Raw genomic sequence first — 12,217 nt, 5'->3', positions numbered from 1 at the left:
GGCCGCTTCGGTCTGTCGCCGCGACGCTTCAGCTAGATTCTATCCGCCGGAAACCCCAACACATCCTCTAACCGGCATTTCCCTTCGAGCACCATAAACAGCCGATCCACGCCCAACGCAATGCCAGAGGACTCCGGCATATCAGGCAGCGCCGCCAGTAAACGCTCGTCCACCGGAATAACCGGTTTCTTCGCCGCTGACCTGGCGAGATTGTCTTCTTCAAAGCGCCGTCTTTGCTCAACCGGGTCTATCAACTCGTCATAGGCGTTGGCGATTTCGACTCCATTGATGTACAGCTCAAAGCGGAAAGCCACCGCGTCGCCTTCGGCGTCTTCACCGACTCTAGCCAGGGCCGCCTGGCTCGGCGGATAGTCACGGATAAACACCGCACCCAAGGGTTTCAACGCCGGCTCAACGCGGTGAGTCATCAGCACATCCAACGCCTCATCCCGGCTCAGTTCTGACGCCGCCATGCCGCTGGCTTGCGCCGCTGCCTCCTGCAGCGCCGAGGTTTCCGCCCGATACGGGTCCAGATCGACAAAGCGCTGGAACGCCTGCCGATAACTCATGCATTCCGCTTTTTCTTCATAGCCCAGACTGGCCAGAAGCTCCTCCACCTCACGCAGCAGATCCTGGAGCGAAAACCTGGGACGGTACCACTCCAACATGGAGAATTCCGGATTATGACGAGTCCCGAACTCGCCGCGCCGAAACGCCCGGGTAATCTGGTAGATGGGCCCTGAACCCGCGGCGAGCAGGCGCTTCATCGCATGCTCCGGTGAGGTGAGCAGATAGCGAGGTTCAGGGTCCGCACTGATGACGTCAAAACTGTCCAGATTGAGGTCGGTCGCAGTAACGCTGCTCAGCAAAGGCGTATCCACTTCCAAGACCTGCCGGTCATCGAAAAAAGCGCGTAAGCGCTTGATGAAGTCAGCTCTTTTGCGAAGGGTGTCAATTGCGGCGCTTGGGCGCCAGTCGGGCTGTTGCATAGTCGAATAAGAAAGAATTCAGTCTGAAACAATAAAAAAAAGGCGGATTCCAACGAATCCGCCTTTCCATGAGTCAACGCGCGGCCTTAAAAAGGCCTGTGCGGCGTTATCAGCTCTTAACGCGGCTCACGTATTCGCCGGAACGAGTGTCGACTTTGATCATTTCGCCCTGGTTAATGAACAGAGGCACAGCCACCACCGCGCCAGTGGTCAATTTGGCTGGCTTGCTGCCGCCCTGAGCGGTGTCGCCACGCACGCCGGGATCAGTTTCAACGATTTCCAGCTCAACAAAGTTTGGCGGAGATACTGACAGCGGCGCGCCGTTGTATAAAGTCACAGTGTAGACGTCCTGCTCTTTCAGCCACTTAGTGGTGTCGCCAACAGCGGAAACGTCCGCCGCGTGCTGTTCGAAAGAGCCGTCAGTCAGCATGAAATGGTAGAATTCGCCGTCGGTGTACAGGTATTCCATATCCAGATCAACAACATCTGCGCCTTCTACGGAATCACCGGACTTGAACGTGCGCTCGCCGACGCGGCCAGATTTCAGGTTACGGAACTTGACCCGGTTGAACGCCTGTCCTTTTCCGGGTTTGACAAACTCGTTCTCAATAATGGAACAAGGGTCTCCGTCCAGCATAATCTTGAGACCTGATTTGAATTCGTTGGTAGAATAGTTGGCCATACTTCCTCTTGAAACAGAATGATCGCCAGACGGCGACGCATGTTAAAATTCGGTCAGAACCTGACTTGTGGTGCAAATTTGTAAATGATAGCCCGAAATCCGGTTGCAGTAGAAGTCTGCGACGCGAAACTTGACGCCCAATCCGCCCCCTCACTCTCCTGGAGCCAGCAAATCGCCGACATGATCAAGTCGCCGCAGGAACTGCTGTCGCTTCTGGAGTTGCCGCAAGCGCTATTGCAGGACGCGCTTCCCGGGCATGCGCAGTTTCCGGTGCGGGCGACTCGCGATTACGTGCGCCGCATGAAGAAAGGCGACCCGAACGACCCGCTATTATTACAGGTGCTGCCTCTGCATCTGGAACAGCAGGAAATGGCCGGCTATAGCGCCGATCCATTAAGCGAAACAGATTACACTGCATCCAAAGGCATCTTACAGAAGTATCACGGCCGCGCCTTGCTCATTACCACCAGCGCCTGCGCCATCCATTGCCGTTACTGCTTCCGACGCCATTTCCCCTATAGCGAACATCGCCAAAGCCGCGCGCAATGGAAGGAGGCTTTGGCGAGCTTGCCGGGCGACGGCAGCGTCAGTGAAATCATTCTCAGCGGCGGCGATCCGCTTATGCTGAATAACTCGGTTCTTGATGAGTTGCTCACTCTCATCGCAGAACTGCCGCAGATCAGCAAGGTAAGGCTCCATACGCGTCTGCCAATCATGCTGCCTGATCGCATTGATCAAGGACTACTGGACCTGTTTTCGGACCGTCCATTCAAAACCATCATGGTTATCCACGCTAACCACAGCGCAGAGCTGGACGACTCCGTGGAAAAGGCTTTGGCGCGGCTGCGCCCTGCTGTCCATATGTTGTTGAACCAAACCGTTCTGCTTAAGGGCGTTAATGACGAGGCCCCCACCCTGGCCGCTCTTAGCGAGAGATTGTTTGAATGCGGCGTTACGCCCTATTACCTGCATCAGCTCGACAAAGTTCAGGGCGCAGCTCACTTTGACTGTGGCGACGAACGTCTTTCTTCTTTAATGCAAACGTTAAGAACCCAACTACCCGGTTACCTAGTCCCTCGTCTGGTCAGAGAAATCCCCGGAGCCCCCTCCAAAACGCCCATTTTCGCTTAATCAGAGCCAAAGGGGCGGCGCAAAAAAATTTTGACAGGGATGACTGGTTATGTAACTTTTTGTCGCTTTGTGTTACACCCATGTTAATCGTAAAAGTTTGCAAAAGAAGGGATTTTGGAGGCCCCTCCACTCCCTTTGAAGAATCTTTGCTATTCTAAAAGCAAGAATTTTCATTTATTTTGAAAAAACGCGCGTATCCCGCTGGATTCATTGAGTTATCGGCAGGCATGCGTTCAGGTCACCACGAAAACTATAATGGTTGTCATGCATGGACGGTCAAAGTACTGCGCCGAAAATAACTGTTCCTGAGCTCAAGCTCACCTCGCTGTCCTTCTGCGAACCTAACGTTAAGCAGTTGGAGCATTGGGTGAGCCAGCTGCCGATCGCCAACATTGGTGAAACCGCCAAACGGCTATACCATGCGATTATTGAACTCAACCAACTGATTACCGCACCCGCTAACCGCTACCAGTTAATGGAAGTCATCCGTGGACCTATCTATTACGTCTGCACGGAGTTATCAAAACACTTTCTTAACCACTCAATCGTTCTGCCGGAAAAACAGCGCAAAATCGCCAACCTTGCCCAGGCCCTGCAACTGCATCTGGCTAATGGCTATAAACTGGTGATTCACGATCAGCTCAGCGCCTCCATGTCGGACCGCGCCAAAAAGTCTCTGGCGACAGCCTGTCATCGCGCCATCAGTGACCTTTCCCGTTGCGTATTACGCGCCTGCCAGCTGTATTGCCAAAGCCCAACCAATGTTTGGCTGGAAATTCATCAGCTTTATAAATTCGCGCACAACTTTAAGTTCGCCAACGCCAAAGTGCGTGATGAACAGTCAAAGTTATTTGAAGAAACCTCGCTGGAGCATATCTACAAGCGCGTACTGTTGCTTGGCTGCTGCAAACCCAACCAGATGCGCCAGAATGATATCGCCGCCGCTTTCGAGGCCTTCGAATCCTGGGCGCAGTTTACGGATGTGTTGGACGACGCAGAGACAACCGCACTGTTTATCGTCAATCCCGGCGCAGATGCGGCGCCTCACTATCGCAGCTTGCAAAGCGCGGCGCCCAGCCTGGATTCTTTCGGTTTCGACACCGCCCGTCTGGTTGACAGACTGACGGACTACATAGCTTACGTAAACACGCACAAAAAGGCGCCGGAAGGCGTATTGGACATGCCTGTGCGGATGACTGACAACGTCTTGTCATCGCTGAGTCAGGCGTTGGGCATTCTAACGAAACGCACCTTTAAGCGTATGTCCAGCACCGGTCGCGTATTCCTGAGCGTCGGCCTCTCCGCCACGCACTTTTTCTGCGCTAACGGCGTTGAATTCAATACCCTACTGATGTCGAAAAACGACGACGACAATGACGTCAACTACTTCATGCAGCGCGCACGTAAAACCGATGTCTGGAATTCCTCTTTCGACGCCGGCCCCACTCGTGACGATCGCGGCCGCGCCGCTGAAATGTCGCCGATAAATTATCCCGGCATCAATCGCATTAAACAGACGGAAACCAAGTCCAACTACATGCAGCATATCGTGCCCCTGGTGAACACCAGTCCGGGCGGCTACTGCATTCAATGGGTGGGCGACGTGCCCGGCAATGTTCAGGCCGGCGAATTGCTTGGCGTGCGTGAAGATGAGTCTCACCCTTGGAGTATTTCCGTCATCCGCTGGATTCGCCAAATCAAACAGCACGGCACCCAGTTCGGCGTTGAGTTGCTGGCGCCAAGCGCCAAGCCTTGCGGCGTACAGCTCACGCAGAAAACCGGCGAAGGCAGCGAGTTCTTGCGCGGACTGCTGTTGCCGGAGCTTCCCTCTATCGGGCAACCTGCAACGCTCATCACCCCACGCCTGCCGTTCCAGGTGGGTCACAAAGTCATCATCAACAAACAGGGACGCGAAACCAAAGTACAGCTTTGTCGTCGGGTGTCCGCCACCGGCAGTTTCAGCCAGTTTGAGATTAAGTTTTTAAATCAATCGCTTAATCAAGCTCAAGAAGAAGTGAAAACGACGGGCGCGAGCGAAGATGATTTTGATTCACTGTGGCCGTCCTTATAGGAACGAACGTCAAATTACTTAACATATTTCCTTGTCGCATAATAAAGAGCGACCTAGAATAACTTACATATATAAAACTTTGTAAAATCTAGGCTGTAGGGCGTTCTTTAGGTGCGTTCGGCGGCAAGGTTTACGCCAATTGACTGGAGTTTGATCAATTCACGTTCATGCAAAAAAAAAATCCAACGGTACATTTGCTGATCCTGGACGCCTCGCAAAATGATGCCGAAAAAGTAGTCAGCCTACTTCGGAATGCAGGGAGAGCCACGCGAGCTCACCGAGTCACCAGTCTGGAGGATTTGGAAGAGTCGCTAAACTCTCAGGTGTGGGATCTGTTCATCGCCAAAGAAGTCGACGGGGAAGTCACCTATAAGCACTGCCTCGAACAAATCAAAAGACTGGAAAAAGACCTTCCTTTTATCCTTCTGACACAGACCTTCGATGAGGACTCAGCCCTGGAAGGACTGAAGCTGGGCGCACGTGAAGTGTTGCCGGTGGACGCGCTTCCGCGAATGGTGTTTTCCATCAAGCGAGAGCTGAACGACCTGGAAGAACGTCGTCGTCGCCGCAACATCGAAGTGCATCTGCGGGAAGCGGAAAAACGCTGCAACCTGTTGCTCGAAAGCTCCATGGACGCTATCGCTTACATCAACGAAGGCATGCACGTTTTCGCCAACAAAGCTTACCTGGAACTGTTCGGTTACGAAGACATCGACGAATTGATGTGTATTCCCGTCATGGACGTTCTGTCCAGCGGTAGCCAGGAATCCTTCAAGGACTTCCTTAAAGCCTTTAATGACATCCAGCAAAATCAGCAGCATAAAGAACTGACCTGCACTATTCGCAAGAGCGACGACTCCGAAGTCGAGGTCGTCATCAGCTGCTCTCAGGCGACGTATGACGGCGAAGCCTGCACTCAGATAATCGTGCGTCCGGAAGTCGACCCCGAACTTGAAGAGAAGCTGCGCAAGTTCAGCAGCGAAGACTTATTGACCGGTCTCTACAACAAGGTGCACTTCATGGAGCACCTGGAAGGAGCGATCGACAAAGCGCTCAACAATGATCTGCAAGGCAGCCTGCTGTATCTGGAACTGGACGAGTTCTCCGTCGCCCGCAACGAATATGGCATTCCAGGCTCAGACAGCATCCTTGGCGACTTCGCCAACATGTTGAAATCCATTTGCCCGGACAACTACTCCCTGGCCCGTCTTGGCGATGATACCTTCGCTATATTGGCGTCCCAGGTCGACGACAAAGGCTCCGAGCAGCTGGCGGAGAATATACGCAAGCAGACGGAAGAGCATTTATTCGAAGTCGGCGACCGCACTGCGCAGGTCACCGTCAGTGTCGGCATCGCCCGCATCAACGAAAATGCGCCGAAAGCGGAAGAGCTGATGAGCCGCGCTCACAAAGCCTGCTCACATGTTCACAACCTGGAAGGCAAGAAAAAAGGCAATGGCGTTTACCTGTATAACGCCGTGGACTTCGACGCAGCGCAGCCTATGGATGAGGACATGGTCGCCGTACTGCAGCGCAGCCTGGACAACGGCCGCTTCCGCCTGTTGTTCCAACCGATCATTGGTTTGCGCGGCGAAGGCGAAGAGCATTACGAAGCCTTCCTGCGTATGCTGAACGACAAGAACGAAGAAATCAGTCCATCCGAGTTTTTGCCCATCGACAGCAACGCAGAGCTTGCGATCAAACTGGATCGCTGGGTAATCCTGCAGAACATCAAGAGCCTCAGCGCACATCGCGCCAAAGGACACGACACCAAGCTGTTCTTGAACATCACCCCCTACACGGTGCTGGATAAAACCTTCGTGCAGTGGTTGGGCCTGGCGTTGAAGGCAGCCAAGCTGCCCGGCGGCGCACTGATCTTCCAGATCGCCGAAGAAAACGCCATTGAGTACCTGAAACAGGCCAAAGAGTTCGCTGCCGGCATTAAACGCCTGGGCGGCAAGATTTCCATTGGACGTTTCGGCTGCGCCTTGAATCCGTTCAACACTATCAAGCACGTTGAATGCGATTACATCAAGATGGATGGTTCATTCACCGAAGAGATTCAGAAAGACGAGCGCTCCAGAGAGAAGCTGAAGGAAATGATCACTCAGCTACAGGAATTGAAGAAACTGACAGTGGTGCCTTTCGTGGAAAACGCTTCCGTACTGTCCACACTGTGGCAGGCGGGCGTCAACTACATTCAGGGGTACTATCTGCAGGAGCCCTCACCGGAAATGAATTACGACTTCAGCGAAGGCGAATAGCCTCGCGGACGACGACATTCGTTCCTTTTGCTGTGTTCACGGCGGGCTTGAGGCCCGCCTTTTTTGTTTTGGATGACCCGTCCTGAATAGAGTTGGCGCCTATTCAGGACTAGACAGGAGAGTAGCTTACTCGCCTCCCACCAACAAAGCCGTATCGCTTTCCCGCAACCCCAGCAAATAGAGGATGCTGTCGAGCCCCAGATTGGAGATCGCATGTTTGGCGGACTCTTTCACCAGAGGTTTGGCGCGGAAGGCGATACCCAATCCAGCCACACTCAGCATCGGCAGATCATTGGCGCCGTCGCCCACCGCAATTACCTGCTCCAGACGCAAGCCCTCTTTTTCCGCAATCTCCCGCAACAGTTCTGCTTTACGCGCGCCATCGACAATCCTGCCAGTCACTTCGCCCGTGACTGCGCCGTCTTTAATATCCAGCTCATTGGCGTAGACATAGTCAATGCCCAACTTGGCCTGGAGTCCCTTCGCAAAGTACGTGAAGCCGCCAGATAAAATCGCTGTCTTGTAGCCCAGCATACGCAGATGGGAAATCAGTTTTTCTGCGCCTTCCGTCATCACCAGTCGCGCCTGCACTCTTTCCAGGACGCTTTCAGAGAGGCCTTTCAATAACCCCACCCGCTTACGAAAGCTTTGCGAGAAATCCAGTTCGCCGCGCATGGCCCTTTCGGTGATTTCAGCGACCTGTTCGCCAACGCCCGCCTCTTTGGCCAGCTCATCAATGACTTCCGCTTCGATCAGCGTGGAGTCCATATCAAAGACCACCAGACGACGATTACGGCGATAGATATCATCTTTCTGAAACGCGATATCCAAATTCAGGTCGTTCGACACATGCAGGAATTCCGCTTTTAACGCGTCCAGATTCTGAGGCGTCCCACGCACGGCGAACTCTATGCAGGCCTGAGCGTTTGTGCGGTCCTCGTAGAGTGACAGGCGGCTCGACAAACGGCTGATATTGTCGATATTCAAATGATGGTCCGCAGTGATGCCGGATACCCGTGCGATCTGCTCTGCAGTGATCTCACGCGCCAACAGCGTGACAATATAGCGCTCCTTGCCCTTGCCTTTCGCCCAGTCAGAATACTCCTGCTCTGATACCGGCTTGAACTGCACCTGCAAATTCAAAGCGTGAATGCAAAACAGCAGCTCCTTCAGCACATTCGCGGATTCTTCACTATCAGGAATCTGCACCAATATGCCCCAGGTCAGGTAATCGTGAATGACGGCCTGGCCGATATCCAGAATAATCAGCCCATGCTCAGCCATGATCCGGGTAATCGACGAAGTCAGTCCCGGTTTGTCATATCCAGAGACATTAATCAGTAGTATTTCGCTCACGGCGTCTTCCACCTCAATCTAACTGCTTAGCTATGAATTATTGCGTTCATCGCGCGCCCGGACGGGCGCGTGCAGAAGTGATTCACTCGCCTTCCGGGGATACCGGTTCGGCGCTTTCATCAACGATGATTTCCACTCGGTCGACCCGTTGCAGGCCACGGGGCAATTTATGCCCACGGCGACCGCGCTCGCCCAGATAATGGCTCAAATCATCGAAAGTCAGTTTGAGGAAACGTTTGCCAGCGTGCAGCACCAAGGTGTCTTTTTCACCCACCACCGCCAGATTGCTCATGACTTCTTCACGAGCTTGCGCACGAGCACTGGGGATACCGATGATCTTGTTGCCCTTGCCTTTGGCCAGCTCTGGAAGTTCACTCACAGGAAACACCAGCATTCGTCCTTCATTACTGATCGCCACCAAGTGAGGATTGTTTTGCCTTTCCAACAGAATCGGCGGCGATACGCACGCGCCTTTCGGCAAGGAAATCAAAGCCTTGCCAGCACGATTCTTCGATTGCAAATCTTCCAGCTTGGCCACAAAGCCGTACCCCGCATCTGACGCCAGCACCACTTTCATGGAGTCAGGTCCCATCAGCACATGGGTAAAGCCCGCGCCGGAAGGCGGATTGACCCGTCCGGTAAGCGGCTCGCCCTGCCCTCTGGCGGACGGCAGCGAATGCGCCGCCACACAGTAGGAACGTCCGGTATCGTCAAGGAAGATGGCATTCTGATGACTGCGCCCCTTGGCGGCGGCGAGAAACTTGTCGCCGGCTTTATAGCTAAGGCCTTGGGCGTCGATATCATGGCCTTTGGCGGCCCGCACCCAGCCCTTCTCCGACAACACCACGGTGACCGGCTCAGAGGCGATCAAGTCAGTTTCGCTGAATGCCTGCGCTTCTTTTCGCTCAACAATGGGAGAACGGCGCTCGTCGCCAAACGTCTCCATATCCTGTTTCAGCTCCGTCTTGACCAGCTTGCGCAGCTTGGCTTCAGACCCCAGGATGTCTTCAAGCTTTTTGCGTTCTTTCTCCAGCTCATCCTGCTCCGCCCTGATTTTCATTTCTTCCAGGCGGGCCAGTTGCCGTAACTTCGTATCCAGAACGTACTCAGCCTGCACATCGCTCAAGCCAAAACGCTCCATCAGGACCGGCTTCGGCTTGTCTTCGCTACGAATGATGGCAATGACTTCATCGATATTCAGGAACGCGACCAACAAGCCTTCCAAAATATGCAGGCGCGCCAATACTTTCTGTAAGCGATACTCCAGTCTGCGCCTGACTGTTTGCGTGCGGAACGTCAGCCATTCCTGCAGCAGCACGCGCAGGTCTTTGACCGCAGGACGTCCGTCCAGGCCCACTACATTGAGGTTGACCCGATAGTTCTTTTCCAGATCAGTGGTGGCGAACAAATGCGCCATCAGAGGCTCTGCGTCAATGCGATTGGAGCGAGGAATAATGACCAGTCGAGTCGGATTCTCATGATCGGACTCATCCCGCAGGTCCGCCACCATGGGCAGCTTCTTGGCCTGCATTTGCTGGGCGATTTGCTCCATGATGCGGGCGCCGGACACTTGGTGCGGAAGCTCGGTGACGACGATGTCCTGACCTTCTTTTGTGTATTTCGCACGCATTTTGACGGAGCCGCGACCCGTCTCGTAAATCTGCCGCAGATCGCTGCGAGAGGTGACGATTTCCCCACCAGACGGAAAGTCCGGTCCTTCTATATATTCACACAGCTCTTCCACTGTGGCTTTCGGGTGATCCAACATATGGATACAGGCTTGGGTCACTTCCCGCAGGTTATGGGGCGGAATGTCCGTCGCCATACCTACGGCGATACCTGTAGTGCCATTCAATAACAGGTTGGGTAGTCGGGCGGGCAATAAAGAAGGCTCGTCCAGGCTGCCGTCGAAGTTGGGAACCCAATCAACTGTGCCCTGCCCGATTTCGCTCAACAACACTTCCGCGTATTTCGCCAGACGGGCTTCGGTGTAACGCATGGCGGCGAAGGACTTGGGATCATCCGCGGAGCCCCAGTTGCCCTGCCCATCAATCAATGGATAACGATAGGAAAAAGGCTGCGCCATCAACACCATGGCTTCATAACAGGCGGAATCGCCGTGAGGATGGAATTTACCCAACACATCCCCGACAGTACGGGCGGATTTTTTGTGCTTGGAGGCGGCGCTCAGGCCAAGTTCGGACATGGCGTAAACAATGCGCCGTTGCACCGGCTTCAGGCCATCGCCGATATGGGGAAGCGCCCGATCCAGAATGACGTACATGGAATAATCAAGGTAGGCTTTTTCCGTATATTCCTTTAGCGGACGACGCTCAATCCCCTCTTCAAACATCATGCTCATAGATTCTTAAATGCTCGCTCAGCTCGTCATTCGAATTTGTCAAAACCCGTACTCTACGCAAGGTCTGGCCCAAGATAAAGTCAAATTCGCATTGCTACGTAGCGGCTTGTACGCATTTTGAGCAAGGTCCGCAATCACTAAGATCGCCTCACTCCATTTAACAAAGGAGGCTAACTTGTTATTCAAAATTTTCGTGCAACAGAAAGAGCAGTTGGCCGCAGCTAAGCCTTCCGCTCCACAGCTTCCAGCAAAATTTCCAGTGCTCGGAGCCAAACTGGCCCCGTTCCTGTTTCCATTTTGCATGAGTGCGTTCCTGGTGATGATGGCGATGGATTATCTCATTTCAGGACATTGGCAGGCGGCGCCTTACTACTTAAGCGCCAGTATCGTTTTGGCGAGTATTATCGCCGCAGTAAGAACCATCAAGAAAAAGCAGTAGCCGGATTTATCCGCCCTCTCATTCATAATAAGAGCTTATACGCTCATTCCTAACGTCACTTTCCACAGGCTGGAAACCCGAGTCACCGCAGGCGACTAAAAACAATAAGCCTACGCGGGCCGACCGGAAAGTCTGGCGAACTCATCCATATAGCGCATTACTTTTCTGACGTACTGGTACGTCTCCGTGGGCGCGTCCTGCTGCAGCGCTTTTAACACTTGCTCCCGAGTTTGTACTGGGGACTTTCCAACGATTTTACGTCGTACATTGCTTGGTCCCCAGTTGTAGGCCGCCAGAACCAGCATGGTCTGCGCCGTTCGATCTTCAACCTGACCAAAATAGCGATGTCTCAGAATTTTCAGATAAGCGCCGCCCAGTTTGAGATTGGTATAAGGGTCAGCCAGTTCTTTTTCCGTAGGATTTCGCGACTTTTTGTACAGACGCTTGTAGGCTTCACGACCTCCCGCTCCCGCCACCACCTGCATCAGGCCCATAGCGCCCTTTTCGCTGCGCACGTCTGGACGCAAACTGGATTCCGTTCTGGCGACGGCGTATAGCAGACGTTCTTCCATATCCAGCTCCACCGCCACCTTGCGCACTTCTTTGGCGTAAGCGTATTGAGGCACATGACCAGGAAAGCGATCCGCATCGTGAATAGGATCAGCATTGGAATAGTAGGCGGCGTGCAAGGCGTCGGCGTCTGGCAGTAACTGTCCATGACTGGGTTGAGCATTAAACAGACTCTGCATTCCCCCAAAGCGCCAGGCGCTAACTACCAGGCCGAGCATACAGGCGGCGATAAATGCGATAAACAGTGGCGTGATATATTGTTCAATTAAAGGATGAGCGGCGACAACTTTCTGCTTCATTCCCACTTTCTCCATCACATCTATATGGAGCCATTCTAATTTTCGGGGGAATTT

At 53.5% G+C, this 12,217-nt stretch carries 9 protein-coding genes; 4 read left to right on the top strand and 5 right to left on the bottom strand.

Annotated elements, in window-relative coordinates; translation table 11 throughout:
- Positions 1–32: 32 nt before the first annotated feature.
- Together epmA and efp are read right to left on the bottom strand one after the other, a co-directional pair.
- Positions 33–989 (bottom strand): EF-P lysine aminoacylase EpmA, encoded by a 957-nt coding sequence (epmA, locus tag EUZ85_RS08700; protein ID WP_127968924.1) that lies wholly within the window; start codon positions 987–989, stop codon positions 33–35.
- Positions 990–1,098: 109 nt separating this feature from the next.
- The gene (gene efp / locus EUZ85_RS08695) at positions 1,099–1,671 is read right to left on the bottom strand and encodes an elongation factor P (protein WP_011399132.1); all 573 of its coding nucleotides are present in this window, start codon (positions 1,669–1,671) and stop codon (positions 1,099–1,101) included.
- An 84-nt stretch (positions 1,672–1,755) separates the two neighbouring features.
- On the opposite strand from efp, the gene epmB reads away from it, so the two are divergent.
- The 3 genes from epmB (at position 1,756) to EUZ85_RS08680 (ending at position 7,137) form a co-directional block, all read left to right on the top strand.
- Entirely contained in the window at positions 1,756–2,802 is a 1,047-nt protein-coding gene (epmB, locus tag EUZ85_RS08690; protein ID WP_127968923.1) for an EF-P beta-lysylation protein EpmB, read from the top strand.
- A gap of 268 nt (positions 2,803–3,070) precedes the next feature.
- On the top strand, positions 3,071–4,873 hold the full coding sequence (locus EUZ85_RS08685; RefSeq protein ID WP_127968922.1) for a GTPase: 1,803 nt from the start codon (positions 3,071–3,073) through the stop codon (positions 4,871–4,873).
- 167 nt (positions 4,874–5,040) lie between these two features.
- Positions 5,041–7,137 (top strand): EAL domain-containing protein, encoded by a 2,097-nt coding sequence (locus tag EUZ85_RS08680; RefSeq protein WP_127968921.1) that lies wholly within the window; start codon positions 5,041–5,043, stop codon positions 7,135–7,137.
- A gap of 126 nt (positions 7,138–7,263) precedes the next feature.
- On the opposite strand, the gene serB is transcribed toward EUZ85_RS08680, so the two are convergent.
- Together serB and parC are read right to left on the bottom strand one after the other, a co-directional pair.
- Complete coding sequence (serB, locus tag EUZ85_RS08675; RefSeq protein WP_127968920.1) at positions 7,264–8,493, bottom strand: phosphoserine phosphatase SerB; 1,230 nt, start codon at positions 8,491–8,493, stop codon at positions 7,264–7,266.
- A gap of 82 nt (positions 8,494–8,575) precedes the next feature.
- Positions 8,576–10,855: a DNA topoisomerase IV subunit A gene (gene parC / locus EUZ85_RS08670; RefSeq protein ID WP_127968919.1), complete on the bottom strand. Its 2,280-nt coding sequence runs from the start codon at positions 10,853–10,855 to the stop codon at positions 8,576–8,578.
- 175 nt (positions 10,856–11,030) lie between these two features.
- Between parC and EUZ85_RS08665 the strand changes: the two genes are divergently transcribed.
- Positions 11,031–11,294: a hypothetical protein gene (locus EUZ85_RS08665; protein ID WP_041598903.1), complete on the top strand. Its 264-nt coding sequence runs from the start codon at positions 11,031–11,033 to the stop codon at positions 11,292–11,294.
- A 110-nt stretch (positions 11,295–11,404) separates the two neighbouring features.
- On the opposite strand, the gene EUZ85_RS08660 is transcribed toward EUZ85_RS08665, so the two are convergent.
- A complete protein-coding gene (locus EUZ85_RS08660; protein WP_164887207.1) occupies positions 11,405–12,163 on the bottom strand; it encodes a transglycosylase SLT domain-containing protein in 759 nt (252 codons plus the stop codon).
- Positions 12,164–12,217: the final 54 nt, after the last annotated feature.

Origin of the sequence: Hahella sp. KA22 (assembly GCF_004135205.1) — a bacterium.
Taxonomy (GTDB): domain Bacteria; phylum Pseudomonadota; class Gammaproteobacteria; order Pseudomonadales; family Oleiphilaceae; genus Hahella.
Note: the sequence above shows the minus strand (reverse complement) of the source record. Positions and strands in the feature narration are given on the sequence as shown.

Bases quoted from the DNA above. Each gene is read 5' to 3' on its own strand.
- epmA (WP_127968924.1), bottom strand. From the start codon at position 989: ATGCAACAGCCCGACTGGCGCCCAAGCGCCGCAATTGACACCCTTCGC.
- efp (WP_011399132.1), bottom strand. From the start codon at position 1,671: ATGGCCAACTATTCTACCAACGAATTCAAATCAGGTCTCAAGATTATG.
- epmB (WP_127968923.1), top strand. From the start codon at position 1,756: ATGATAGCCCGAAATCCGGTTGCAGTAGAAGTCTGCGACGCGAAACTT.
- EUZ85_RS08685 (WP_127968922.1), top strand. From the start codon at position 3,071: ATGGACGGTCAAAGTACTGCGCCGAAAATAACTGTTCCTGAGCTCAAG.
- EUZ85_RS08680 (WP_127968921.1), top strand. From the start codon at position 5,041: ATGCAAAAAAAAAATCCAACGGTACATTTGCTGATCCTGGACGCCTCG.
- parC (WP_127968919.1), bottom strand. From the start codon at position 10,855: ATGAGCATGATGTTTGAAGAGGGGATTGAGCGTCGTCCGCTAAAGGAA.
- EUZ85_RS08660 (WP_164887207.1), bottom strand. From the start codon at position 12,163: ATGAAGCAGAAAGTTGTCGCCGCTCATCCTTTAATTGAACAATATATC.